The 24,189-nt window shown below is 72.8% G+C and carries 21 protein-coding genes and 1 riboswitch; of the genes, 11 read left to right on the forward strand and 10 right to left on the reverse strand.

Annotated features, from left to right (window positions below; translation table 11 throughout):
* Window positions 1–3: 3 nt before the first annotated feature.
* Genes IF01_RS0105920 through IF01_RS0105935 form a run of 4 tightly spaced genes read left to right on the forward strand, consistent with a single transcriptional unit; the run spans window position 4 to window position 4,767 of the window.
* Window positions 4–1,008: a carbohydrate ABC transporter permease gene (locus IF01_RS0105920; protein ID WP_030392207.1), complete on the forward strand. Its 1,005-nt coding sequence runs from the start codon at window positions 4–6 to the stop codon at window positions 1,006–1,008.
* A 36-nt stretch (window positions 1,009–1,044) separates the two neighbouring features.
* Window positions 1,045–1,959: a sugar ABC transporter permease gene (locus IF01_RS0105925; protein ID WP_030392208.1), complete on the forward strand. Its 915-nt coding sequence runs from the start codon at window positions 1,045–1,047 to the stop codon at window positions 1,957–1,959.
* A 56-nt stretch (window positions 1,960–2,015) separates the two neighbouring features.
* Complete coding sequence (locus IF01_RS0105930) at window positions 2,016–3,722, forward strand: glycoside hydrolase family 13 protein (protein WP_030392209.1); 1,707 nt, start codon at window positions 2,016–2,018, stop codon at window positions 3,720–3,722.
* A 25-nt stretch (window positions 3,723–3,747) separates the two neighbouring features.
* Window positions 3,748–4,767: a LacI family DNA-binding transcriptional regulator gene (locus tag IF01_RS0105935; protein ID WP_030392210.1), complete on the forward strand. Its 1,020-nt coding sequence runs from the start codon at window positions 3,748–3,750 to the stop codon at window positions 4,765–4,767.
* Between the two features lie 173 nt (window positions 4,768–4,940).
* Here the strand turns inward: IF01_RS0105935 and IF01_RS50885 are convergent, their stop codons facing one another.
* Window positions 4,941–6,218, reverse strand: coding sequence for a transglycosylase family protein (locus IF01_RS50885; protein WP_157855168.1), 1,278 nt, complete (start codon window positions 6,216–6,218; stop codon window positions 4,941–4,943).
* Window positions 6,205–6,372, reverse strand: a riboswitch (cyclic di-AMP (ydaO/yuaA leader). (Overlaps the previous gene by 14 nt.)
* A 265-nt stretch (window positions 6,373–6,637) precedes the next feature.
* Here IF01_RS50885 and IF01_RS0105945 point away from each other — a divergent pair.
* The gene (locus IF01_RS0105945; RefSeq protein WP_030392212.1) at window positions 6,638–8,872 is read left to right on the forward strand and encodes a hypothetical protein; all 2,235 of its coding nucleotides are present in this window, start codon (window positions 6,638–6,640) and stop codon (window positions 8,870–8,872) included.
* Window positions 8,873–8,961: 89 nt separating this feature from the next.
* Here IF01_RS0105945 and IF01_RS0105950 read toward each other — a convergent pair whose 3' ends face one another.
* Entirely contained in the window at window positions 8,962–9,897 is a 936-nt protein-coding gene (locus IF01_RS0105950; protein ID WP_063764141.1) for a hypothetical protein, read from the reverse strand.
* Between the two features lie 514 nt (window positions 9,898–10,411).
* Between IF01_RS0105950 and IF01_RS0105955 the strand changes: the two genes are divergently transcribed.
* Window positions 10,412–10,666: a DUF397 domain-containing protein gene (locus IF01_RS0105955; protein WP_030392214.1), complete on the forward strand. Its 255-nt coding sequence runs from the start codon at window positions 10,412–10,414 to the stop codon at window positions 10,664–10,666.
* Window positions 10,667–11,103: 437 nt separating this feature from the next.
* On the opposite strand, the gene IF01_RS0105960 is transcribed toward IF01_RS0105955, so the two are convergent.
* Complete coding sequence (locus tag IF01_RS0105960) at window positions 11,104–11,625, reverse strand: ATP-binding protein (RefSeq protein ID WP_233290527.1); 522 nt, start codon at window positions 11,623–11,625, stop codon at window positions 11,104–11,106.
* Window positions 11,626–12,039: 414 nt separating this feature from the next.
* On the opposite strand from IF01_RS0105960, the gene IF01_RS0105965 reads away from it, so the two are divergent.
* Entirely contained in the window at window positions 12,040–12,906 is an 867-nt protein-coding gene (locus IF01_RS0105965) for a Sco1979 family transcriptional regulator (protein WP_030392216.1), read from the forward strand.
* 76 nt (window positions 12,907–12,982) lie between these two features.
* Here the strand turns inward: IF01_RS0105965 and IF01_RS0105970 are convergent, their stop codons facing one another.
* Window positions 12,983–13,588 carry a TetR/AcrR family transcriptional regulator gene (locus IF01_RS0105970; RefSeq protein WP_244215432.1) on the reverse strand — a complete coding sequence of 202 codons (606 nt, stop codon included), beginning with the start codon at window positions 13,586–13,588 and terminating at the stop codon, window positions 12,983–12,985.
* Between the two features lie 238 nt (window positions 13,589–13,826).
* Window positions 13,827–15,350, reverse strand: a complete 1,524-nt coding sequence (locus tag IF01_RS0105975; RefSeq protein ID WP_051754948.1) for an MFS transporter — start codon at window positions 15,348–15,350, stop codon at window positions 13,827–13,829.
* 87 nt (window positions 15,351–15,437) lie between these two features.
* Between IF01_RS0105975 and IF01_RS0105980 the strand changes: the two genes are divergently transcribed.
* Window positions 15,438–15,842 carry a MarR family winged helix-turn-helix transcriptional regulator gene (locus IF01_RS0105980; RefSeq protein WP_030392219.1) on the forward strand — a complete coding sequence of 135 codons (405 nt, stop codon included), beginning with the start codon at window positions 15,438–15,440 and terminating at the stop codon, window positions 15,840–15,842.
* Window positions 15,843–15,918: 76 nt separating this feature from the next.
* Here the strand turns inward: IF01_RS0105980 and IF01_RS0105985 are convergent, their stop codons facing one another.
* The 5 genes from IF01_RS0105985 to IF01_RS0106005 all read right to left on the reverse strand — a co-directional run bounded on the left by IF01_RS0105985 (window position 15,919) and on the right by IF01_RS0106005 (window position 20,523).
* Window positions 15,919–16,881: a M56 family metallopeptidase gene (locus tag IF01_RS0105985; protein WP_030392220.1), complete on the reverse strand. Its 963-nt coding sequence runs from the start codon at window positions 16,879–16,881 to the stop codon at window positions 15,919–15,921.
* 210 nt (window positions 16,882–17,091) lie between these two features.
* The gene (locus tag IF01_RS0105990; protein WP_030392221.1) at window positions 17,092–17,667 is read right to left on the reverse strand and encodes a DUF5134 domain-containing protein; all 576 of its coding nucleotides are present in this window, start codon (window positions 17,665–17,667) and stop codon (window positions 17,092–17,094) included.
* A gap of 215 nt (window positions 17,668–17,882) precedes the next feature.
* Window positions 17,883–18,665 (reverse strand): amino acid ABC transporter ATP-binding protein, encoded by a 783-nt coding sequence (locus IF01_RS0105995; RefSeq protein WP_030392222.1) that lies wholly within the window; start codon window positions 18,663–18,665, stop codon window positions 17,883–17,885.
* Window positions 18,662–19,603: an amino acid ABC transporter permease gene (locus tag IF01_RS0106000; protein WP_078879716.1), complete on the reverse strand. Its 942-nt coding sequence runs from the start codon at window positions 19,601–19,603 to the stop codon at window positions 18,662–18,664. Before IF01_RS0106000 ends, IF01_RS0105995 begins: the two co-directional genes overlap by 4 nt.
* A 41-nt stretch (window positions 19,604–19,644) precedes the next feature.
* A complete protein-coding gene (locus tag IF01_RS0106005) occupies window positions 19,645–20,523 on the reverse strand; it encodes an ABC transporter substrate-binding protein (RefSeq protein ID WP_030392224.1) in 879 nt (292 codons plus the stop codon).
* A gap of 261 nt (window positions 20,524–20,784) precedes the next feature.
* On the opposite strand from IF01_RS0106005, the gene IF01_RS0106010 reads away from it, so the two are divergent.
* From IF01_RS0106010 to IF01_RS0106020, 3 genes are read left to right on the forward strand one after another with little or no spacing between them, the layout of a single operon-like run.
* A complete protein-coding gene (locus IF01_RS0106010) occupies window positions 20,785–22,185 on the forward strand; it encodes a DUF6421 family protein (RefSeq protein WP_030392225.1) in 1,401 nt (466 codons plus the stop codon).
* Window positions 22,182–22,940 (forward strand): SDR family oxidoreductase, encoded by a 759-nt coding sequence (locus IF01_RS0106015; RefSeq protein WP_030392226.1) that lies wholly within the window; start codon window positions 22,182–22,184, stop codon window positions 22,938–22,940. The genes IF01_RS0106010 and IF01_RS0106015 overlap by 4 nt, the downstream gene beginning before the upstream one ends.
* Window positions 22,937–24,025, forward strand: a complete 1,089-nt coding sequence (locus tag IF01_RS0106020) for a threonine aldolase family protein (RefSeq protein ID WP_030392227.1) — start codon at window positions 22,937–22,939, stop codon at window positions 24,023–24,025. Before IF01_RS0106015 ends, IF01_RS0106020 begins: the two co-directional genes overlap by 4 nt.
* The last annotated feature ends 164 nt before the right edge of the window (window positions 24,026–24,189 follow it).

The following is a 24,189-nucleotide window of genomic DNA, read 5'->3' on the forward strand; positions in this document are numbered from 1 at the left end:
AAAATGTCAGTCGCCGTGCAGGGCGCCACCGGCCAGGGCAGCCGGCAGCGCGATCCGCGTCCGGGCCTGATGGAGCGCCTCAAGCGCTCGTACGCCAAGCACTGGTACGCCTACGCGATGATCGCGCCGGTCGTGCTCGTCCTCGGCGTCCTGGTGCTCTACCCGCTCGCCGAGGGACTCTGGCTCACCCTCACCGACGCCAACAGCCTCAACGCGGCCAGGAAGATCGGCGTCAACGAGATCCCGGCGAGCTACCACTTCGTCGGCCTCGACAACTACGCCGACATCCTCTGGGGGCCCGGCTCCTACGACCGGTTCTGGTCGCACTTCGTGTGGACCATCTCCTGGACCGCCCTCTGCGTCGGCCTGCACTACACCATCGGCCTCGGCCTCGCCCTGCTGCTCAACCAGAAGCTCCGCGGCCGCGCCGTCTACCGGATGCTGCTCATCCTGCCCTGGGCCGTGCCGACCTTCGTCACCGTCTTCTCCTGGCGGCTGATGCTCGCCGACGGCGGCGCCGTCAACGGCCTGCTCTCCGCGCTGCACCTGCCCGAGCCCGGCTGGCTGGACGACCCGCTCGCCCAGAAGGCCGCCGCCGTCCTGGTCAACACCTGGGTCGGCGTGCCGTTCATGATGATCTCGCTGCTCGGCGGCCTCCAGTCGATCCCGGCCGAGCTGTACGAGGCCGCCGAGATGGACGGCGCCACCGCCTGGCAGCGGTTCCGCCACGTCACCCTGCCCGGGCTGCGCACCGTCTCCTCGACCGTCGTCCTGCTCGGCGTGATCTGGACGTTCAACCAGTTCGCCGTCATCTTCCTGCTGTTCGGCGCCAACGGCGCGCCGGACGCCCAGCTGCTGGTCACCTGGGCGTACCGGCTCGGCTTCGGCCAGCAGCCCCGGGACTACGCGCAGTCCGCCGCCTACGGCGTGATCCTGCTCTCCATCCTGATCGTCTTCACCGGCTTCTACCGCCGCTGGCTCGCCCGCAACGAGCGCGCGAACGGCTGACCCGGCGAACCGCACGACCACGAAGGAGGCACCCCGATGAGCACCACCACCGACCGACCCACCCCCCGCGCCGCAGCCCGCACCGCGGTCCCCGCCGCCCGGCCCGCCAAGGTCCGCGGCCGCGGCGAGAGCGGCCCGCTCGCCAAGACCCTGATGCACGGCGCGCTGATCCTGGCCAGCCTGGTCGCCCTGTTCCCGGTGGCGTGGATCCTCTACGTCTCGCTCGGCCCGGACAAGACCGACTACCTGCACCCCGGCGAGATCCTCGACAAGATCACCTTCTCCAACTACCGCACGGTGCTGTTCGACACCGACTTCATGAGCTGGTTCGGCAACGCCTTCCTGGTCTCCGGCGTCACCACCGTGTTCGGCGTGATGATCGCGGCCTCCACCGGCTACGCCGTCTCCCGGATGCGCTTCCCCGGCCACAAGCCGCTGATGTGGTCGCTGCTGGTCACCCAGATGTTCCCGATCGCGGTGCTGATCGTGCCGATGTACACGATCCTCTCCCGGCTCGGCCTGCTGGACAGCTACCTCGGCCTGATCCTGGTCTACTCGACCACCACCGTGCCCTACTGCGGCTGGCTGCTGAAGGGCTACTTCGACACCATCCCGGTGGAGATCGACGAGGCCGGCCGGGTCGACGGGCTCTCCCCGTTCGGCACCTTCTGGCGGCTGGTGCTGCCGCTCGCCCGCCCGGGCCTGGCGGTCGCCGCCTTCTACTCCTTCCTCACCGCCTGGGCCGAGGTCGCCTTCGCCTCCACCTTCATGCTCAGCTCCGACAAGTACACGCTGGCCGTCGGCCTGCAGACCTTCGTCAGCGAGCACGACGCCCAGTGGAACCTGATGGCCGCGACCGCGGTGCTGATCGCGATCCCCTCCTCGGTCCTCTTCTACCTGGTGCAGCGCCACCTGGTGACCGGGCTGACCGCCGGCGCCTCGAAGTCCTGACCGCCGGGGCTCCCACGTCCTGACTGCTCCTCCTCCACCCCCAAGGGATACCGTCCATGACCCAGAACCTGGCCGACACCTCCCGGCCCGCCGCCGACGCCACCGCTCACGAGGCCGGTGCCGGCGCGGACAGAGGCTGGTGGCGGGACGCGGTCATCTACCAGGTGTACCCGCGCAGTTTCGCCGACTCCAACGGCGACGGCATGGGCGACCTGCCCGGCATCCGCAGCCGTCTGCCCTACCTGCGCGACCTCGGCGTGGACGCCGTCTGGCTCTCGCCGTTCTACGCCTCCCCGCAGGCCGACGCCGGCTACGACGTGGCCGACTACCGGGCGGTGGACCCGATGTTCGGCACCCTGCTGGACGCGGACGCGCTGATCCGCGACGCCCACGCGCTGGGCCTGCGGATCATCGTGGACCTCGTCCCCAACCACTCCTCCGACCAGCACGAGTGGTTCCAGCGCGCCCTGCGCGAGGGCCCCGCGTCCCCGCTGCGCGAGCGCTACCACTTCCGTCCCGGCAAGGGCGAGAACGGCGAACTGCCGCCCAACGACTGGGAGTCCATCTTCGGCGGCCCGGCCTGGACCCGCTCGGAGAACCCCGACGGCACCCCCGGCGACTGGTACCTGCACCTGTTCGCCCCCGAGCAGCCCGACTTCAACTGGGACAGCCCGGCCGTCGCCGACGAGTTCCGCTCCATCCTGCGGTTCTGGCTGGACATGGGCGTCGACGGCTTCCGGATCGACGTCGCCCACGGCCTGGTGAAGGCCCCCGGCCTGCCCGACCTCGGCGGCGGCGACCAGCTCAAGCTGCTCGGCAACGACGTCATGCCGTTCTTCGACCAGGACGGCGTGCACGAGATCTACCGCAGCTGGCGCAAGATCCTCGACGAGTACCCCGGCCGGCGGATCGGCGTCGCCGAGGCCTGGACCCCGACCGTCGAGCGCACCGCCAACTACGTCCGCCCCGACGAGCTGCACCAGGCCTTCAACTTCCAGTACCTGGGCACCTCCTGGGACGCCGCCGAGCTGCGCGCGGTGATCGACCTCTCGCTCGACTCGATGCGCCCGGTCGACGCCCCCACCACCTGGGTGCTCTCCAACCACGACGTCACCCGGCACGCCACCCGGTTCGCCAACCCGCCCGGCCTCGGCACCCAGATCCGCACCCCCGGCGACCGCGCGCTCGGCCTGCGCCGCGCCCGCGCCGCCACCCTGCTGATGCTCGCCCTGCCCGGCTCCGCCTACGTCTACCAGGGCGAGGAGCTCGGCCTGCCGGACGTCACCGACCTGCCCGACGAGGTCCGCCAGGACCCGTCGTTCTTCCGCCAGGCCGGCCAGGACGGCTACCGCGACGGCTGCCGGGTCCCGATCCCGTGGTCCGGCGCCGAGGCCCCGTACGGCTTCGGCCCGGACGCCGGCGGCCCGTCCTGGCTGCCGCAGCCCGCCGAGTGGGCCGCGCTCAGCGTCGAGGCCCAGACCGGCGACCCGACCTCCACCCTGGAGCTGTACCGCTCCGCGCTGGCCCTGCGCCGGGACACCGCCGACCTCGGCGCCGGCCAGGAGGTCGAGTGGCTGGAGAGCCCCGCGGGCACCCTGGCGTTCCGCCGCGGCTCGTTCGTCTGCACCGTCAACACCACCGGCGCCCCGGTCGCGATACCGGCGCCCGGCCGGCTGCTGCTGACCTCCGCCGGCGCCGACCCCCGGGTCGTCGACGGCGAGGCGGTGCTGGCCGCGGACAGCACCGACTGGTGGGCGGTCTGACGTGGTTGCAATAGGCTCTGGGACCGTGACTACGGCGCGACTCTCAGACATCGCGGCGCAGGCGGGGGTCAGTGAGGCCACCGTCTCCCGCGTGCTCAACGGCAAGGCGAACGTCTCCGCCGCCACCCGGCAGACCGTGCTGGCGGCGCTGGACGTGCTCGGCTACGAGCGGCCGACCCGGCTGCGCCAGCGCAGTGCCGGGCTGATCGGACTGATCACGCCGGAACTGAGCAACCCGATCTTCCCGGCGCTGGCCCAGGTGATCGAGCAGGCGCTGAGCCGGCACGGCTACACGCCGGTGCTCTGCACCCAGACCCCGGGCGGCTCCACCGAGGACGAACTGGTCGAGATGCTGGTCGACCGGGGCGTGGCGGGCATCGTCTTCGTCTCGGGCCTGCACGCCGACAGCACCGCCGACCACGACCGCTACGCCCGGCTGGCCGGGCGCGGGGTGCCGTTCGTGCTGATCAACGGTTACAGCGAGAAGATCGACGCGCCGTTCATCTCGCCGGACGACCGGGCCGCGATGTGGATGGCCGTCCAGCACCTGGCCGAACTCGGCCACGAGCGGATCGGGCTGGCCGTCGGGCAGCGGCGGTACGTCCCGGTGCTGCGCAAGATCGAGGGCTTCACGGCGGCCCTGCGGGAGGTGCTCGGGCACACCCGGGAGGAGGCCGAGGAGCTCGTCCGGCACACGCTGTTCAGCGTGGAGGGCGGGCACGCGGCGGCCGGGGCGCTGCTGGACAAGGGCTGCACGGCGATCGTCTGCGGCAGCGACATGATGGCGCTCGGCGCCATCCGGGCGGTCCGTCAGCGGGGCCTGTCGGTGCCGCAGGACGTCTCGGTGGTCGGCTTCGACGACTCGCCGCTGATAGCTTTCACCGAGCCGCCGCTGACCACCGTCCGCCAGCCGGTGGAGGCGATGGCCAACGCGGCCGTGGACGCCCTGCTGGAGGAGGTCGGCGGCAACGCCGTCCAGCGCGGGGAGTTCATGTTCCAGCCGGAGCTGGTGATGCGCGGCTCGACCGGGGGCCGCGCCCGCTGAGGGCAGCGACAGCACGAGGGACAGCACGAGGGACAGCACGAGGGGCCCGGGAGCGAACCGCTCCCGGGCCCCTCGGCGTTCCGCTCTGCCCTCCGCGGAGGTGCCGTCCGCGGGCATGCCTCGGCCCCCGGGGGAGGAGCGACGACTCTCCCGGGGGCCGAGGTACTACCGGATCAGACCCGGCCGGCGAAGTCCGGCGCCCAGTTGGCGACGGTCTGGACCCGCACGCCCGAGCTCGGGTTGGCGGCCTCGACGTACTTGCCGTCGCCGATGTAGAGCGCGACGTGGTAGACGCCGGAGTCCTGGCCGTTGTTGGACCAGAACAGCAGGTCGCCGGCCTTGAGCGAGTCCAGCGAGACGTGCGTGGACGCGGCGGCCTGGTCGGCGGCGACGCGCGGGACGGAGATGCCCGCGGCGCGCAGCGCGGCCTGGGTCAGGCCGGAGCAGTCCCAGCCGCCGTTGCCGGTGCCGCCGTAGACGTAGGCCTGGCCGACCTTCGACTGGGCGAAGGAGACGGCGGCGGCCATGCTGCCGGTGGCGGCCGGGGCGGGGGCCGGGGTCTCGGCCTTCGCGGCGGGCTCGGCGGCGGGCTTGGCGGCCGTCCCGGAGCCGTTCTGCGCGTCCTTGGCGCGGTTGAACCAGTCGAAGCCCTGGCCGGACTTGTCGGCGGCCGGGGCCTTCGCCTCGGCGCGGTCGCCGAGGGCCAGGTGCTGGCCCGGGTAGATGCTGTGCGGGCCCTCGGACAGGGTGGAGCGGTTGAGCTCGTACAGCCGCTCCCAGCCGCCCTGGACGTTGTTCTTGTCGGCGATGGAGGACAGCCAGTCGCCGGCGACCACGGTGTAGTCGGCGGAGGCCTCCTGGCCCGCCTGGCGGTGCCACTTCTGCCAGTCCTGGGCGCCGGTGCGCTGCTGGGCGGCGTCGGAGGCGGCCGGGGTGTCGGCCTTCGCGGCGGGCTCGGCGGCGGGCTTGGCGGCCGGCTTCTCGGCGGGCTTGGCGGCCGGGGCCGGGGTCTTGGTGGCCGGGGCGGCGGCCGAGGTGTCCACGGCGGCGGGGGTGCCGCCCTTGGTCAGACCGGCCTGGACCGAGCAGACCGGCCAGGCGCCGGGGCCCTGCACGGCGAGCACCTTCTCGGCGATCGCGATCTGCTGGTCCTTGGTGGCGAGGTCGGCACGGGCGGCGAAGGAGGTGCCGCCGAACTCGGCCCAGGTGGAGTTGGTGAACTGGAGGCCGCCGTAGAAGCCGTTGCCGGTGTTGATGCTCCAGTTGCCGGTGCTCTCGCACTGGGCGACCTTGTCCCAGGTGGCGACGGAGGCGGCCGAGGCGGTGCCGGCGGTGAGGCAGGGGATGGTGAGGCCGATGCCCGCGACGCCGAGGGCGGCGATCGCGCGGCGGGTGCGGCCGGACAGACGGGTGCCGTTGGTGGGCAGCATGAAGACGTGGTCCTCTCCCACGCCTGCGAGGTGAGCTGTCGGATTCGGGCTGGAGTTGCCCGGCCGCGCTGTGGACGCGGCTTCACCCCTAGCCCGGGTCCGGTCCGTGGACCGGTCCTGGGCGAACTACCTGTGGTTCCCCCGCTCCTGCCGTGATGTATTGCGCTGCCAGCACGCCCGACGGCAGGACTCGGCGTCGCGGACGGGCTGGGTCCGTGTGGCCACGAACGGGGAGCACGTTAAGCAGAGCCGGCTTCAAACCGCAAACATGTGTGACGACCGTCACAGTTTACGAAAGCCGTGCTGAACCGCTGTCCTTCATGATCAGAAATGACCGATTTCCAGCAACGCCCGTCATGGCCAACACAACTGCCTATGCTTCAGAGCGTCGGCGCCATGCCGGCGCCGACGCAGCCGCCCGGGGGGAGGGCTACGCACCGATGGGCATCGACGAGGAGCCGGACGCCGCCCGTCCGGCCGCCAGGCCGCGCGGGGCGCATCGCAGGGCAAAACATCGCAGACCGGACATCCAACCCGAACCACCCCGAACTCCCGTAAGCCGCCGCGCATTACTGCGCTGGCTGGCCGTCGGCACCGCCTTCGCGGCGATCAGCGGCGAGGAGGTCCTGCGCCGCTCGCTGACCGGCGAGACCCGGCTCGTCACCCCGGCCGCCGTGGTCGGCGCCGGCCCGCCCGGGGAGGGCGCCCCGATGGGCCAGGACGGCGGTCACGGCGCCGCCCCGCCGGGCGCGACCGCCGCCCCGGGCACCGGACCCCCCGAGCCGCCCGCTCCCGCGCCCACCGTCGACCAGGGCGGCCGCCGCTGGTCCGACCGGGCCGGCTGGGGCGGCGGCCCGCCCGGACCGCGCAGCGCCGTCCGGATCACCGACAAGGTCCTGCTCGACACCGACGCCGAGGTCGGCTCCCTGCTGGTCGAGCCGGGCGGCAGTCTCACCTTCGCCGCCGACCGCACCCTCACCCTCGCCGCCGCGGGCAACGTCGAGATCCGCGGCACCCTCGCCCTCGCCCCCGACGGCGACCGGGTCCACACCCTCCGCTTCCCCGCCGTCGACGAGAAGCGCTTCCAGGGTGACGGTATGAAAGTGGTCGACACCGACGTCGGCCTCTGGGTCACCGGCGCCGGCTACCTGCGGCTGGACGGCGCCGCCAAGACCGCCTGGGTCCGCGCCGAGCGCGAGCTCAGGGCCGGCGACACCGTCGTCAACCTGGCCGCCCCGCCCGCCGGCTGGCTCCCCGGCGACGAACTGGCCGTCACCCCGACCGGCCCGCCCGACCAGGACGGCTTCGCCGCCGCCTACGACCTCGTCACCGTCCGGTCCGTCAGCGGAACCACCGTCACCCTGACCACCCCGTTGAAGTACCCGCACCCCAGGGTCGCCGCCGGAGGGGGCGTCACCGTCGGTGCCGAACTGCTCAACCTCACCCGCAGCGTCCGGGTCGAGGGCAGCGCCAAGGGCCGCGCGCACGTCCACCTCACCAGCACCCGCCGGGCCGACGTCCGGCACACCGCGCTGCGCTGGGTCGGGCCGCGCGCCGACACCAAGGAGACCTGGCGGGGCCCGGACGGCACCGCGCCGGTCACCGCGCCGGTGCTCGGCCGGTACGGGCTGCACTTCCACCGGCTCGGCGACGCCACCCGGGGCACCGTGGTCGAGGGCGTGGTCGTCCGGGACGCGGGCAGCCACGCGTTCGTGCCGCACGCCAGCCACGGCATCACCTTCCGCAGCTGCGTCAGCCACGAGACCTGGGAGGACGCCTACTGGTGGGACGGTCCGCTGGACACCCGCACTCCCCAGCAGCCCTCCGACGACATCGTCTACGAGTCCTGCGTCGCCTCCCGCACCCTGCTCGAACCCAACCCCCGGGCCTACCGGCTGACCGGCTTCAACCTCGGCGCGGGCACCGGCGGCAAGGCCGTGGACTGCGTCGCCGTCGGGGTGCAGGGCGCCACCGGTGCCTCCGGCTTCGAGTGGCCGGAGAACAGCGAGGGCGTCTGGACCTTCCAGCGCTGCCTGGCCCACAACAACCTGCAGGACGGCATCTTCGTCTGGCTCAACGCCCAGCGGCACCACGTGGTCACCGAGTTCGCCGCCTACCACAACGGCGGCTGGGGCATCGAGCACGGCGCCTACCTCAACGACTTCGACTACACCGCGAGCGTGCTGTACGGCAACGCGGGCGGGGGAGTGGCGCTGCACGCGCTCGGCCGGGACCGGGGCAGCAACTTCGACGGGCTGCTGATCGACGCCGCCGGGCGCAGCGACTTCGCGGTCTCCACCGCCCGGCACGAACTCGCCGGGGAGTCGGTCACCTTCAGCCGCAGCCGGTTCACCGGCTACCGCAGGGCCGGGATCGCCTTCCGCGCCGGTGCCGACGGCAGACCGGACGACGTCCTGGTGCTGGACTGCGAGTTCGGCGGCAACGAGCTCTGGCTGGACCCGGAGGCCGGGGCGCCCAAGAACATCCTGCTGCGCGAGGCCGGGACGACCGAGGTGCTCCAGGTCCGCCGGGCGGGCGAGGAGGGCACCGACCGGCCGCAGTGGAACGCGGCCGCCGCGTCGGTGCCGACCCTGGCGGGCCAGTCCCGGCCGGTGCAGGTGCCGGCGCTGAGGCTGAAGGACGCGGCCGCGCCCACCACCCGGGTGGGGCGGTGACGGTGCCGCGGCGGCGCCGGACGCCGTCGGCGGACGCGCGGCGGGCCCGGAACGGAGGTGCCGTTCCGGGCCCGCCCGCGCGATGTCCGCTACTGGGCGGCGTGCCGTCCGTTGCCGCGGGGGCCGGTCCCGTCCGCGTCCTCGGCCTCGTCCGCCCCGAAGTCGGGGTCGACGGCCGGCAGCGCGGCCAGGTAGGTGGAGGCGACCAGCTGACCCACCGCCTGGTACGCGCCCAGCGGCGCGGCCGACGGGCAGCCGGACTCCTCGGCGGCCGCGGCGAGCAGCTCGGCGTCCGCCTCGGGGCCGATCACCAGCGGGGCCAGGGCCGGGTTCTGGGCACCCATCTCCTTGAGGTGGGCGACGGCCTCGGCCACCGAGCCGGGGATGTCCAGCGCGGCGGCGACGACCGGGACGGCGAGCCGGGCGGCCAGCAGCATGCCGGTGATGCCGGCCGCGTCGGCCGCGGGCTGCCCACCGACGGTGGTGAGCACCACGCCGTCGGCGGCGGTCGCGATGGCGAACAGCCGGGCGCGGTCGGCGCGGGCCAGGCCGGCCTCGGAGAGGCGGACGTGGACGGCCTCGGCGAGCAGCGGGTGCGGGCCCAGGGTGTCGGTGACCTGGGCGCCGTACTCGGCGGCGAGGGCGTGCAGTTCGGCGAGGAAGCCGTGCGGCCCGGGCACCAGCGGCACCACGACGGGCGTCGGCAGGCCGGCCTCGGCCGCCTCGGTCAGGAGTTCGGCGACGGTGCGCTCGGCCTCGGTCCCGCCGGTCTGCTGGCCGTCGGTCCCGCCGGTCGGCAGGTAGCCGGCGGCGGTCAGCACGCCGTTCTGCTCGCTGCGGACGATCGACAGCAGCTCCTCGACCACGGACCGGGATTCCGGTCCGGCGGCCGCGGGGACGGCGAGCAGCAGGGCCGGGGAACCGGCCGGGATCTCGGGGCGCTCGGGACGGCGGTGGCGCCCCCGCGCACGGGAGCCTGGAGTACGGACGGGCAGTGGCGCGCCCGGGATGGCTGCGGTGCTCATGGCGGAGATCGTAGGACATCTGCCCGCCCGGCCCGCATTCGGCTGCCGTACCGGGTGGGACCACCGCTGCGAAAACCGGACATAACCGGCCTCCGGGCGGCAGTTGTCCCGGTACCCGCGCAGATGCGACGGAACGGGGCTTTCGTTGCAGCAGTGGCGCGTGAGATGTCTCACAGCATACGACCGGCCTGACGGAGCGTCACTGAAGTGCGACTCCCGGCGTCGGAAGATCAACATTCAGCGGGGGGTCGCCTACGGGCGGTTAGCGGCTACCTGTCGATTCGCTCGGCTATGTCCGCTTATATGCCGCCGGGGGGGCTCTTTGCGAAGAGTTCCGGTTCGGTGTCGAAAAGGCCGTGCACCTGCAATGTCCCGTGCTGATGCACGTGCACTGGAGCTATCATCGCGTCAAGTGAGGCGTTGTGCCGGGCCGGTACGGGGCCGGCCCGGTCGTACGGCCGGGGCCGGGGCGCCGAGCTGGACGACCCACTCCGGAGCTCTTCGGGAGATTTCTATGCACGACTCGCACGACACGTACGACACGTACAACGGGATGGCCGCTGCGGACCTCGAAGGCGTGGTCTGGCAGAAGAGCCTGCACAGCAACTCTCAGGGGAACTGCGTCGAATTCGCCGCCCTTCCGGGGGGCGAGGTGGCGATGCGCAACTCGCGCTTCCCGGACGGTCCGGCGCTGATCTACACCCGGGCCGAGATCGCGGCACTGCTGCTGGGGGCCAAGGACGGGGAGTTCGACCACCTGGCGGTCTGACCGGTCGCCGGCTTCACCATCGGGGGGCCGTCGTGGGTGCTGACACCACGACGGCCTTTGTCTTTTCCGGCCGACCCGCCGGCGCTCCCGGTTCCCCCGGTTCTCCGGGCGCTCCCGGCTCTTCCTGCCACCGGGGTCCGCCGCCGAGGGGTGCCCGGCCTTCGTGGCGGAGGCCTGCGCCGGGCCCGCGTTCGCCGCCCGCGTTCCCCCGTCCGCGTTCGCCGGTCCGTCCGCCCCGCCCTCGTCCGTTCTCCGCCGCCCGCCTCCGTCGCGCTGCCGAGCCGCCGCACGCGGATCGGAGGGACGCCACCGCCGGGAGGCTGCCGGTGCCCGCTGCCCGAGGGCCGCCGATCGCCGTTGCCGGGGTGGAGTGGTCGCCGGAGGAACTCGCCGGCCGCGGTGTGGTGTTCCCGGCACGGCTGTCCGCGGACGCGGAGTCAGGCCGAGCGCCGGTGCCGTCCGCCGAACTCGGCCACGGGGGCCGGTCGCAGGCTCTCCTCCGCCTCGAACAGTGCCCAGACGACCTTGCCGCCGCCCAGCGGGTGCCATCCCCAGGAGCGGCTGAAGGAGTCGACCAGGTGCAGCCCGCGGCCGGACTCGGCCACGAAGTCCGCCTCCCGGGCCACCGGGCCCAGGCTGCTGGGATCGCTCACCGCGCAGACCACCTGGGGCGCGCGGTGCACAAGGCTTATTCGGATCGGCAGCCTGCCCTCGGGCGTCGGCTGCGTGGGAAAGTCGTGGTCGTCCGCCGTGGTCGGGCACGCGCCGATCGCGTGCCGCAACGCGTTGGTCACCAGCTCCGAGGCCACCAGCGCGACGTCGTCGAAGAGCTCGCCCAGGCCCCAGCGCTGCAGGGCGGTCCTGGCGAAGTCGCGCGCGGTTCTGACGGCTTCGTAGCGGGGAGCGAGCGTACACGTGACCACATGGGGGTCGACTGCCAAAGCCGTTCCGGTGCTCATGAAGAGCTCCTCCCATAAGGGGGCGGACACGGCTGGACCCGCCGGGGTCATGCCGGTCACCTCCGACTCGCTCGGCCGCGCGGCCGCCCCTCGACCAGGCGCGCGCGCACGAGGGCCCGGAGGCGCGGGGGCGCTGCCGGGCCGGTGCACGGAATCGCGCGTGGGGTCGACGCGGAGCCCGCGGGATTGCCAGGGATGTGCAGGTGCACGTGCACCATCGTGCTCTGCGCTCACTACAGATGCAAGAGCCGATTCACGTGCAGTCGTTCAAATGGCATATGCAAGCGCCGGATGCACGTGCATCCTGGTGTGCGGAGTGCAGAACTGATAGGAACATCCGTCAGTATCGGCACCGTGAGCGCTCAACTGATGGCAGACTGTGCGCTGTTTGCCCTAGGTGGAGGTTAGGACCGCATGACCACAGTTCAGCCGGGCGGCGGCTCGATGGTCCGCCGGATCCTCCTCGGCTCCCAGCTGCGCCGGCTCCGAGAGACGCGCGGCATCACCCGCGAGGACGCGGGCTACGCGATCCGGGCTTCCGAGTCCAAGATCAGCCGCATGGAACTCGGCCGGGTCAGCTTCAAGGAACGCGACGTCGCCGACCTGCTCAGCCTCTACGGCGTGGACGACGGCCTCGAACGCGAGGCGCTGCTCGGCCTGGTCCGTGAGGCCAACAAGTCGGGCTGGTGGCACAGCTTCAACGACGTCCTGCCGGGTTGGTTCCAGACCTATGTCGGCCTCGAGGAGGCCGCTGCCCTGATCCGCACCTACGAAGTCCAGTTCGTCCCCGGCCTGCTGCAGTCCGAGGAGTACGCGCGGGCGGTTTTCGGCCAGAGTCGGCCGGTGATCAGCGAGGAGGAGGTCGAACGCCGGGTCAGCCTGCGCATGCGCCGTCAGAAGCTGCTCACCGAGGGCGGCAGCCCGCGGCTCTGGGCGGTCATCGACGAGGCCGCGCTGCGCCGTCCGGTCGGCGGCCCCAAGGTGATGCGCGGCCAGGTCCAGTACCTGATCGACGCCGCCGAGCAGGCCAATGTGGTCATCCAGGTCATGCCGTTCCGCTTCGGTGCGCACGCCGGTGAGTCCGGTGCGTTCACCATCCTTCGCTTCCCCGAGCAGGACCTCGCGGACGTGGTGTACCTGGAGCAGCTGACCAGCGCGTTGTACCTGGACAAGCGCGACGACGTCGACGCCTACATCCAGGTCATGGAGCGGCTCTGCGTGGACAGCCTCACGCCCGAGCGCACCATCGACCTGCTGGCCTCGATCCTCAAGGAGCGCTGAGCCCGGACCGGACCGGTGCCCGCAGGGGCGCCGGACCGGGACCCGGACAGGTGGAGCGGCCGCCGGCCGCCGCGGTTCAGCCGCGGGCCGGCGGCCGCTCCCGTTCCGGCGGGAGCGGCTGCGGCGGACGGCCCAGGTGCCAGGGCAGGTCGTAGCGGCGGAACAGGTCGGCCCGGATCGGGGCCAGCGGGAGTTCCGCCCCGGGCAGCAGCACGCCTATGCAGCCGCCCATCAGCGCGCTGCGCAGCACCGCGTGCTCGGCCGGCGGGTCGGGCGCGCCCCAGTCGCGCAGCAGTCCCTGCAGGATCGCGCCGAGCCGCTGCTGCTCCGGGTCCTGGACGAAGGCGCCGGTGTCCGGGTCGAGGATCAGCGCGAGGTGCGAGCGCATCACCCTCGGGTGGTCCATGGCCAGGCTCAGCACCGCGTCGATGGCCCGGGCCAGGCGGTCCTCCGGCCCGGCCCCGGGTGCCAGCTCGTCGAGGGCGGTGGAGAGCGCCTGGTGCATCATCCGGTGGGTGGCCGACTGCATCAGCAGCCGTTTGCCGTCGAAGTAGTAGGAGAGCAGGCCGCGCGCGAGCCCGGCCCGCTCCGCGATGTCGGTCAGCGTGGTGCCGGCGTATCCGCGCTGGTCGACCAGCTCGACGGTGGCCCGCATGATGCGTCGCCGGGAGCGCCGGCGCATCTCCTCATTGACCGAATCCCCGCGAGGTGCCATCGTGTCTGCTCCGTACGTTCGTTGGCTGGCGGCCAATATACTGGCCGGGCCGGCGACCGAACCCCGGCGGCCGGCATTCGGCCGGGCGGTCCGGGGTCGGCGCGTACGGAGGCGCCGGCCCTACCAACACGGGGGTTTGGTAGAGCCGGCGCCCAGCCCGACGGCGAAGGGTGGATCCGGGATGATGCGGAACCTCTGCCGCCGCTCAGCTCTTGCTGAGGATCTCGTCGCGGCGCCCGGCCAGGTCCTCCCGGCCTACTGACGGATAATCATAGTCCGGTACCGGCGGGCTGGTTGCCTTCTTCCGCCGGTCGAGCGCGGCACCCGCCACGGCGATCACCAGGCCGACCAGCGCGACCCCGGTGACGAACAGCAGCGCCGGCCGGTAGCCGTCCAGCTGTGCCTCGGCGCCGGTGCCGCCGTTGCTGCCGGCGGTGATGATCGCGGTGGCGCCGGCCAGCACGACCGCGGTGCCCACCTGGATCGCGGTGTTCACCAGGCCCGAGGCGAGACCCTGCTCCTCGTCCGCGACCCCGTCGGTGGCGGCGATGTTCACCGAGGGGAAGGCGAGCGCGAAGCCGACGCCGAGCAGGACGATCGAGGGCAGCACCAGCACCGGGTACGAGCTGTGCGCGTCCAGCCGCAGGAACAGCGCGAACGCGCCGACCAGGGCCAGCAGCCCGATCGGCAGCAGCCGGCCGGTGCCGAAGCGGTCCACCACGGGGCCCATGAACGGCGCCGAGAGCGCGATCATCGCGCCGGCCGGGAGCAGTCCGAGCGCCATCGTCAGGGCCGACCAGCCGAGCAGGTCCTGCAGGTAGAGGGTGACCACGAACTGGAAGCCGCCGTACGCGCCGGTCATCGCGAAGGCGATCACATTGGCCCGGGCGACCGAGCCGTTGCGGAAGATGCCGAGCCGCACCAGCGGGTGCGCGGTCCGGCTCTCGACCACCAGGAACGCCGCCGCCAGCAGTGCCACGACGGCCAGCGAGCCCAGGGTGCGCAGGCTCAGCCAGCCCGCGCCCTGCGCCTCGGTGACGGTGAACACCAGCAGCAGCACGGCGGTGGTGCCGGTGATCGCGCCGAGCACGTCGTAGCGGCCGGTGACCTTCTCCTCGGTCGGGCGGGGGAGCAGCCGGACGGCGAAGACCAGGGCGAGCAGCGCGCTCGGGACGGGCATCAGGAAGGTCCAGCGCCAGCCGACCGCCGTGAGCAGGCCGCTGAGCACCAGGCCGAGCGAGAAGCCGCTGGCGCCGCAGGTGGTGTAGATCGACAGTGCCCGGTTGCGGGCCGGGCCCTCGGGGAACGTCGTGGTGATGATCGACAGGCCGGCCGGCGCGGTGAACGCGGCCGCGACGCCCTTGAGGAAGCGGGCGGCGATCAGCAGGCCGCCGTCGTCGACCAGGCCGCCGAGCAGGGAGGCGGCGGCGAAGACGCCGAGCGCGGTCAGGAAGACCCGGCGGCGGCCGAGCAGGTCGGCGGTGCGGCCGCCGAGCAGCAGCAGGCCGCCGTAGCCGAGTACGTAGCCGGAGACCACCCACTGGAGGGTGGAGGTGGACAGGTGCAGTTCGGAGCCGATGGAGGGCAGGGCGATGCCGACCATCGAGATGTCCAGGGCGTCCAGGAAGAGCGCGGCGCAGAGCACGATCAGGGTGCCCCAGAGCCGGGGAGTCCAGTGGGCCCCGGCATGTGACGGATCGTCGGTGGTCGTGGCGGTCGCTGTGGTCATGGCGCAAGACACTACATGCACATGCATCCAATGCAAGTGAATAAGATGTTAACGCATAAGTTGTTGACGCTGTGATACTGTGGCGGCGTGGCTGAACTCGACTCCCCGGAGGAGGCAGGGCTGGTCGCCCAGTGGCGCGACCTGCTCGCCCGGCATGCCCGGACCGCCTGTCTGCTCGACCGTGAGCTCGGCGAGAAACACGGCCTGGGCATGAGCGAGTTCGAGGTGCTGGAGCGCCTCGTCGAGGGCTGCGAGAGCGGCGACAAGGGCCTGCGGGTGCAGGAGCTCGCCCCCACCGTGCACCTCAGTCAGAGCGCCCTCTCCCGGCTGATCGGCCGGCTGGAGAAGGCCGGGCTGGTCACCAGGGCGATGTGCGCCGCCGACCGGCGCGGCATCCAGGTCGCACTGACGGAGGAGGGCCGCCGGTGTTACGCCGAGGCCCGCGCGCTGCACCGCGAGGTGCTGTCGCTCACCCTGGCCGAGGAGCCGTAGGGCGCCTCCGCACCCGGAACTGACGCCTCGTCAAGCGGCTTGTGCTGCCCGGACGGTGGCGAAGGCGACGGGGGGCTCAGCGCAGCGCGAGCAGGCCCGGGGCGACGGCCAGAAGCACCACCGCGGCGGGCACCGCCAGCGCGGCCAGGGTCAGCCGCAGCCGGTGCGGCACGGACAGCCTCGGCCGTCCCGCCAGCAGCCGGTCCACCCGCTTCGGTGACTGCGCCTGCCCGGGCGGGCAGGCGCCGAACACCCCGCGCCCCAGATTGATCCCCGCCAGCGCGAGGGCCGTGGTGTGGCGCCCGTGCCGGCGCGCCGCCCGGTCGTCCGCCGCCAGCTCCACCAACTCGCCCACCTGGTCCCGGAAGGCGCGGAACACCCCGACCCCGGGGAATCCGGAGGCGAGCGCCTGCGCACCCTGGGCCAGCCAGTGGTGCCGGGCCCGCACGTGCTCGCGCTCGTGGCTGAGAACCGCCTCCAGTTCGCGGGCGGTGAGCTGGTGGAGGGCCCCGGTGGTGACCACCAGCCGGGAGTCCTGCCCCGGCAGCGACCACGCCTCCGGGCGGACGTTCTCCAGGACCACCAGCCGCTCCCGGCGCGGCCGCGCGCCCGCGCCCGAGGCCGGCTCGATCGACTCCGGCAACGGCGGCGAGAGCTCGGCCAGTTGGGCGTGCCGACGGGCCCGCAGCGCCTTCGCGGTACGGATCTCCCGGGTCAGCGCGACCACCGTCTGCAACCCGCCCGCCGCCAGCACCGCCGCGCAGAGCCGGCCCCAGCCCTCGGCGTTGTGCAGCCCGTACGCGGCCTCGACGCCGCTCGGCGCGCAGGCGAAGAGCACCGTGCGCAGGTCGGGCAGGGCGGCCATCGCGGCGAGCACCAGGCCCAGCGCGCAGCACAGCAGCACCGCCACCACCAGGCACTGCCAGACCAGCAGCGCCAGGACCGGTTCCCGCTCCACCCAGCGCGCCCGGACCAGCAGCCGGGGGGCGAGGGTGGCGAGCAGCAGTCCGAGCAGCAAGAGGCCGAGCAGGGCCGTCATGGCATGGGCTCCCCGGGGACGCACGGAGCGCGACAGTGCGCTTCCGGTCAACCTATGCGCTGCCGGAGCCGGGTGGAACGGCTTTCGGTCACCCAGTGACCAACGCCACGACACCTGGCGGACGGGGCCGGGTCACGGGGGGCGTGCCGGTGCCGCGGACCCGTTGCCGGGCGGTGTGCCGCGGCGGGTCGCGGGGGAGTCGGACGGTCGTCACATGGTCAGGAGCATGGCGAACATGCCGATGCCCATGGACAGTCGGCAGGCCCGGGGCAGTCCGGCCGAGGCCACCGCCGCCGTGCCGCCGGAGCCGCTGAGCAGCCGGCTGCCGGACCACAGCGCGTACCCGCCGAAGTAGGCGAGCAGGGCGCCGGTCAGCGCGGGTGAGCCGGCCGCCGGATGGTGCCCGGCGTGTCCGTGGGCGGCGGTCATCGCCAGCGCCATGTACGTCATCGCCAGGGCCCCGACCGCGTGGTGCAGCCGGTGCGCCCGCCGGTCCGGCCGCCGGGCGGCCGCCAGTACCAGGAGCACCGCGGGCGGACCGTACACCCAGGCCCACACCTCGCCCGGTACGGCCGTGCCGGCGACCGCCATGGCGGCCATGCCGAAGCCCATCAGCCCCTCGGCGAGGTCCGCCTCGTGGGCGTGCAGCCGGCCGGTCGCGGCGCCGGGGACGGCCGGGGCCGTCACGGGTGTGCACGGGGCGCGGCGCAGCCGGGAGAGGCAGTAACCGCCGGAGGCCGCGGTGAGGGCGGCCAGCAGCCAGCTGACCAGGTCTGGACCGTGCAACGGCGGCCTCCCGGACGGCGCGGACGGGCGTAGCGTCCACGATCACCGCTCGCCGCCGCGCGCAGCAGGGCGCGTGCGGGGGCGCACGGTGGTGATTCCCGTGGTGCGGCCGGGCGTCGGGCGCCGCCCGGCCCGGTGGCCAGGGGTCGGACGACGCGGTCCGGACGCCCCGGTCCGGACGACGCGGTCCGGACGACCCGGTGCTGGCGCTCGGGTCAGCCGGCGAGTCGGCCCGAGGCGATCACCCGGCTCAGGAAGCGCCGGGTCCGCTCCTCCGTGGGCGCCCCGAACACCCGCTCCGGCGGCCCCTGTTCGAGCACCGCCCCGCCGTCCAGGAAGCAGACCTGGTCGGCGACCTCGCGCGCGAAGCCCATCTCGTGGGTGGCGAGCAGCATCGTCATGCCCCGCTCCTTGAGGTCCCGCACCACCGACAGCACCTCGCCGACCAGTTCCGGGTCGAGCGCCGCGGTGATCTCGTCGAGCAGCAGCAGGCGCGGCCCGGTGGCCAGGGCCCGGACGATCGCCACCCGCTGCTGCTGTCCGCCCGAGAGCCGGTCCGGGTAGGCGCCGGCCCGGTCCGCGAGGCCGAGCCGCTCCAGCAGCTCCAGCGCGCGCGCCTCCGCCTCGGCGCGCGGCACCCCGTGCACCCGGCGCGGGGCGAGCGTCACGTTCTCCAGCACGGTCAGATGCGGGAAGAGGTTGTAGGACTGGAACACCACGCCGATCCGCCGTCGGACGGCGTCCTCGTCCACGCGCGGGTCGGTGATCTCGGCGCCGTCCAGGAAGACCGCGCCGTCGTCGATCCGCTCCAGCAGGTTGACGCACCGCAGCAGTGTCGACTTGCCGGAGCCGGACGCGCCGATCAGGGCCGTCACCGAGTGCTCGGGCACGCTCAGGTGCACGTCCGCGAGCACCACCCGGCCGTCGCCGAAGGTCTTGCGCACCGCCTCCAGCCGCAGGACCGGCTCGGCGCCGGCCGTCCTTCCCGTCGCGGTCACGACAGACCCCCTTCGTAGCGCCGGCGGTCGGCCCGGGCGGTCAGCCAGCCGGTGAACCGGGTCAGCGGGACGGTCAGTGCCACGAAGACCAGCGCCGCCACCAGGTAAGGGGTGGAGTTGAACGACCGGCCGTTGATGATCTTCGCGGCGTAGACCGCGTCGATCACCCCGCCGATCGACACCAGCCCGGTGTCCTTCTGCAGGCTGACCAGGTTGTTGAGCAGCGGCGGCACCACCCGGCGCACCGCCTGGGGCAGCACCACGAAGCGCATCGCCTGCGTGTGCGACAGGCCCAGCGAGCGGGCCGCGGCCAGCTGGCTCGGGTGCACGGACTCGATCCCGGCCCGGAACACCTCGGACACGTAGGCCGCGTAGGTCAGCACCAGGGCCGCGCCGCCCAGCCACAGCGGGTCGGTGGTGACCCCGGTCAGCCGCAGTGCCGGGACGCCGGTGATCATCACCAGCAGGCAGATGATCATCGGCAGGCCGAGGAAGAAGTCCACGTACACCGTGGCCAGCAGCCGCACCGGCAGGAAGACCGGCCCGCGCAGCGTCCGCAGCACCGCGAGCAGCAGGCCGAGGACGAGGATCAGCACCCCGCAGACGGCCATCAGTTCCAGATTGATCCGCAGCCCCTTGAGCACCTCGGGCAGCGCCTGCCGGGCGTACTCGGCGCTGAAGAACGAGCGCCGCACCGCCGGCCAGCCCGGCGAGCCGACCACCAGGGCGACCAGCGCGACCGCCGTCAGCAGGGTCGAGGCGGTGGCGATCAGTGCCGAGCGGCGGGCCCGGCGGCGGCGGAACGCCTCCCGGGCCAGCCGCCGCGGCGAGGGCCGGTAGTCCGCCGGGTCGGCGGCCTTCGCGGGTGGCAGCCCCGTCCGCTCCGCGCTCGCGCCCGCGGTGCCCACGGCCCCGGTGCCGACGTCCTCCGCGCGCATGTTCTCCGCGCTCATGTCCTTCGCGCTCACCTCCTCCGCGCTCACCGCAGCACGGGAGCGGACACGGCGTCGGACAGCCACTCCTGCTCCAGCCGCGCGAGCGTGCCGTCGGCCCGCAGCGCGTCCACCGCCGCCGAGACGCAGCCGGTCAGCCGGGAGCCCTTGTCCAGCACCAGCCCGAACTGCTCGCCCCCGCCACCGCCGCCCGTCAGCTGACCGACCACCACGGCCTCGGTCACCTCGGCCCCGGTGATGTAGAAGGCCGTCGGCAGGTCCACCACCAGCGCCTCGACCTGACCGTTCCTCAGCGCGGCCTTCGCCAGGTCGTTGGAGTCGAAGACGGCCGGCGGCGCGGAGGGCCGCACGGTGCCGGTGATCGCCTCCAGGCTGGTGGTCCCCACCTGGGCGCCCAGCTTGACCCCCTTCAGGTCGGCGAGGCTCCGGGCCGAGGCGGCCTTGGAGCTCTTCAGCGCGATCACCGCCTGCCGCACGTCGTAGTAGCCGGAGGAGAAGTCCACCGCTTCCCGGCGCTCGGCGCTGATCGACACCTGGTTGATGTCGAAGTCGAAGTCCTTGGGGCCGGGCGCGGTCGCCCGGCCGAAGGGTGTGACCACCCAGGACACCTTCTCCTTCGGGTACCCCAGCTTCGCCGCGACCGCGTACGCCACCGCCGACTCGAAGCCCTTGCCGCTCTCCGGCCGGTCCTCCGAGAACCACGGCTCGTACGCGGGCTTGTCGGTGCCGACGGAGAGCGCCCCCGCGGTGCGGGTCGGCAGCGCGCCGGGCGAGCAGTCGGCGGGGCTGCCCGGGGCCGGGGCCGAGGCGCCGGAGGCCGGGTCCTGGGCGGCGCAGCCGGTGACCGCGGCCAGCAGGGCGCCGGCGAGCAGCGCGGCGACGGCGGACGTGCGGGGGAGGGGCATGGCGGTGCTCCTGGGCGCGAAGAGGCGGACCGGTCGGGTGATGACCTCCCCCGGTGGCGGGCCCGGGACACGCGCGGCATGGTCGCCTTGGGAGGCTTCGTCCCGTGCCGTCCGGAAGATCCCCTCGCCTGTTCACGCGCCCGTCACGCGTGCTCCACCGCAGGTCACGAAAGATCCGTCGCCGAACCCCCCCTTGAACAGAAGAACCTTTCGTACATATGGTGGTCTCGTTGAAAACCCTCCTGTCGAAGTGAGTCCCCGATGCAGAATCTTTCGCCAAGGGTCGCTGTGGCGGCCGACGCCCCGGCCCAGAGCCTCGCCGCGCACCCGGCCTGGCTGCGACTGAAGGACGCCGTCGAGACCCTGCGCCCCCTGCAGTCCAAGGACGGCTCCATCGACCTGGCCGCCGTGCAGCGCCACACCGTCGACCCGCTGGTCGCGACCGTGCGCACCGCCGTCGCCGAGCTGGCCCCGCTCTTCCAGCACGACGCCGCCTACCTGGCCGCCGTCGACGCCGACCTGGCCAAGTGGGCCGACACCGGCTACCGGGAGCCCGACTTCCTGGACTCGCTGCTCGCCTTCCAGCCCGCGACCCAGCGCGAGGACGGCCTGCAGCACCTGGTCGTCTTCCCGATGTACACCCAGAACGGCAACCCGGACCGCAACCTCGAGGCCGTCCTGCTGAACGTCGTGTGGCCCGACTGGCTGGCCGAGCTGGAGCGGACCCGCTTCGACAACCCGATGTTCGTGCCGATCACCTTCACCGACTTCACGGCCGGCTACGACACCAACTCCGCCGTCCTCTTCCCCGAGACCGTGGCCGTGCGCAAGGCGCCGGAACGATTCACCTGGGGCGGTATCTTCTGCGACCGCGAGGCCGCCCGCTTCCGCGTGGTCTCCACCAACGCCGTCGAGCTGCTCGGCCTGGAGATCCCCGCCGACGCCGAGAGCCTGCTGCAGGACCAGGAGCGCTCGCAGCAGACCTTCGTGCTCTGGGACCTCATCCACGACCGGACCCACAGCCACGGCGACCTGCCGTTCGACCCCTTCATGATCAAGCAGCGCAGCCCGTTCTGGATGTACGGCCTGGAGGAGCTCCGCTGCGACCTCACCACCTTCAAGGAGGCGGTGAAGCTGGAGACCGAGGGCAACGTGCACGCCCGCGACGTCCAGTACGCGATCCTCTTCGACCGCCTCTTCCGCTTCCCGGTCAGCGGCGACCGCGTCCGCAACTACGACGGCATGGGCGGCCAGCTGCTCTTCGCCTACCTGCACAAGCACGACGCGCTGCGCTGGCGCGACAACCGCCTCAGCATCGACTGGGAGCGGGCCCCGCAGGTCACCAACGCGCTCTGCGCCGAGATCGAGACCCTCTACCGCGACGGCATCGACCGCCCGAAGCCGGCCCACTGGATCGCCGCCTACGAGCTGGTCTCCCGCTACCTCACCCCGCACCCGGCCTCGACCTGGGCGAAGGGCACCGAGGCGCTGCCGTTCGGCACCACCGACGGCAAGGCGCTCAACAAGGCGCTGTGCGACGCTGTGCTCCCCGACGAGTTCCCGCTGAGCATGTTCTACGAGGCCCTCTCGAAGAAGCTCGGCGGCGTCATCGCCTCGACCGCCGGTATCACCGGCGCCGGCCTGCAGGGAGTCGCCGCGTGACCACCGCACCCAAGGGACCGCTGACCGGCAAGGTCATCGCCGTCGCCGGAGCCAGCGGCCCGGCCGGCCAGGCCGTGCTGCGCCGCCTCGCCTCCGACGGCGCCACCGTCATCGGCGCCGACATCGACGCCCAGCGCCTGGAGTCCGCACTCGACTCCGTCCGCATCGCCGTCCGCGGCGCGCGCGTCAGCGGCCAGGTCATCGACCTCCTCGACCCGCAGGAGGTCCACGACTGGGCCGACCACCTGGAGGCCGAGCACGGCCACGTCGACGGTGTGTTCCACCTCGTCGGCGGCTGGCGCGGCAGCAAGACCTTCTTCGACAGCCGGATCGACGACTGGGACTTCCTGCACGACACCGTCGTGCGCACCCTCCAGCACACCTCGCTGGCGTTCCAGCCCGCCCTGGTCCGCAGCGAGTCCGGCCGCTACGCGATGATCTCCGCCGCCGCCGCGCACAAGCCCACCGCGGGAGGTGCCGCCTACGCCGCCGCCAAGGCCGCCACCGAGGCCTGGACGCTCGCCATGGCGGACTCCTTCCGCAAGGAGACCACCGCCGAGGACGGCAAGCCCACCGCCGCAGCTGCGATCCTGGTGATCAAGGCGTTGGTCAGTCCCGAGATGCGGGCCGAGAAGCCGGAGGCGAAGTTCGCCGGCTTCACCGACACCGCCGACCTCGCCGAACACCTCGCGGGCCTCTGGGACCGCCCCGCAGAAGAACTGAACGGACAGCACCTGTGGCTGACAGCCCAATGACCGACCTTTCCGAGCTCTCCGGCCACACGGACGCGCAGCGGCGGCACGACACCGCCGTGCGCGGCTTCGCCAGCGACAACTACGCCGGCGTGCACCCCGAGGTGCTCGCCGCCATAGCCGTCGCCAACGGTGGCCACCAGGTCGCCTACGGCGAGGACGACTACACCACCCACCTGCAGGACGTCTTCCGCCGCCACTTCGGTGAGCAGGCCGAGGCGTACCCCGTCTTCAACGGGACCGGCGCCAACGTCGTCGCCCTGCAGGCCCTGCTGCCGCGCTGGGGCGCGGTGATCGCCGCCGAGAGCGCCCACATCAACGTGGACGAGGGCGGCGCGCCGGAGAAGATGGGCGGCATCAAGCTGCTCACCGTCCCCACCCCCGACGGCAAGCTCACCCCCGAGCTCATCGACCAGCAGGCCTGGGGCTTCGGCGACGAGCACCGCGCGCAGCCGCTCGCGGTCTCGATCACCCAGAGCACCGAGCTCGGCACCCTCTACACGGTGGAGGAGATCCGGGCGATCGTCGACCACGCGCACCAGCTCGGCATGCTGGTCCACGTGGACGGCTCGCGCCTCTCCAACGCCGCAGCCTCGCTCGGCGTCCCGCTGCGCGCCTTCACCACGGATGTGGGCGTCGACGTGCTGTCCTTCGGCGGCACCAAGAACGGCCTGCTGCTCGGCGAGTGCGTGGTCGTGCTCAACCCCGAGAAGGTCCGGAACATCAAGTTCCTGCGCAAGACCTCGATGCAGCTCGCGTCGAAGATGCGTTTCGTCTCGGTCCAGTTCGAGGCGCTGCTCTCGGGCGACCTCTACCTCCGCAACGCCGGGCACGCCAACGCCATGGCGAGCCGGCTGGAGGCCGCGGTCCGCGGGATCGACGGTGTGACCGTGGTCCGCCCGGTCCAGGCGAACGCGGTGTTCGCGATCCTCCCGCGCGAGGTGAGCGAGCGGCTGCAGAAGCGCTACCGCTTCTACTTCTGGAACGAGCACACCGGCGAGGTTCGCTGGATGTGTTCGTTCGACACCACGGAGGCCGACATCGACGCCTTCGCCGCGGCCATCGCCGAGGAGATGGGCCGCGCCTGAGGCGCGTTCCGACCGCTGATCGTCCCGTCCCGCCGCCGCGGGGCGGGACGATTTGCTTCTGACAGTCCCGTCCCCGTACAGTTCCGGAGTCGCCGCGAGAGAGCGGGGACAAGCGGAAAGCGAAGTCGGCTGAATGAAACTCCGGAAAACGGAGCGGAAAACAT

It is taken from the genome of Kitasatospora purpeofusca (genome assembly GCF_000718025.1).
Classification (GTDB): Bacteria; Actinomycetota; Actinomycetes; order Streptomycetales; family Streptomycetaceae; genus Kitasatospora; species Kitasatospora purpeofusca.

Excerpts from the sequence above, each read along its gene's own strand:
- IF01_RS0106010 (WP_030392225.1), top strand. The coding sequence starts at position 20,785 with ATGCAGAATCTTTCGCCAAGGGTCGCTGTGGCGGCCGACGCCCCGGCC.
- IF01_RS0105970 (WP_244215432.1), bottom strand. The coding sequence starts at position 13,588 with ATGCGCCGGCGCTCCCGGCGACGCATCATGCGGGCCACCGTCGAGCTG.
- IF01_RS0105920 (WP_030392207.1), top strand. The coding sequence starts at position 4 with ATGTCAGTCGCCGTGCAGGGCGCCACCGGCCAGGGCAGCCGGCAGCGC.
- IF01_RS0106020 (WP_030392227.1), top strand. The coding sequence starts at position 22,937 with ATGACCGACCTTTCCGAGCTCTCCGGCCACACGGACGCGCAGCGGCGG.
- IF01_RS0105960 (WP_233290527.1), bottom strand. The coding sequence starts at position 11,625 with ATGAGCACCGGAACGGCTTTGGCAGTCGACCCCCATGTGGTCACGTGT.
- IF01_RS0105965 (WP_030392216.1), top strand. The coding sequence starts at position 12,040 with ATGACCACAGTTCAGCCGGGCGGCGGCTCGATGGTCCGCCGGATCCTC.
- IF01_RS0105930 (WP_030392209.1), top strand. The coding sequence starts at position 2,016 with ATGACCCAGAACCTGGCCGACACCTCCCGGCCCGCCGCCGACGCCACC.
- IF01_RS0105945 (WP_030392212.1), top strand. The coding sequence starts at position 6,638 with ATGGGCATCGACGAGGAGCCGGACGCCGCCCGTCCGGCCGCCAGGCCG.
- IF01_RS0105955 (WP_030392214.1), top strand. The coding sequence starts at position 10,412 with ATGCACGACTCGCACGACACGTACGACACGTACAACGGGATGGCCGCT.
- IF01_RS0106005 (WP_030392224.1), bottom strand. The coding sequence starts at position 20,523 with ATGCCCCTCCCCCGCACGTCCGCCGTCGCCGCGCTGCTCGCCGGCGCC.
- IF01_RS0105975 (WP_051754948.1), bottom strand. The coding sequence starts at position 15,350 with ATGACCACAGCGACCGCCACGACCACCGACGATCCGTCACATGCCGGG.
- IF01_RS0105985 (WP_030392220.1), bottom strand. The coding sequence starts at position 16,881 with ATGACGGCCCTGCTCGGCCTCTTGCTGCTCGGACTGCTGCTCGCCACC.
- IF01_RS0106000 (WP_078879716.1), bottom strand. The coding sequence starts at position 19,603 with ATGCGCGCGGAGGACGTCGGCACCGGGGCCGTGGGCACCGCGGGCGCG.
- IF01_RS0105950 (WP_063764141.1), bottom strand. The coding sequence starts at position 9,897 with ATGAGCACCGCAGCCATCCCGGGCGCGCCACTGCCCGTCCGTACTCCA.
- IF01_RS0105925 (WP_030392208.1), top strand. The coding sequence starts at position 1,045 with ATGAGCACCACCACCGACCGACCCACCCCCCGCGCCGCAGCCCGCACC.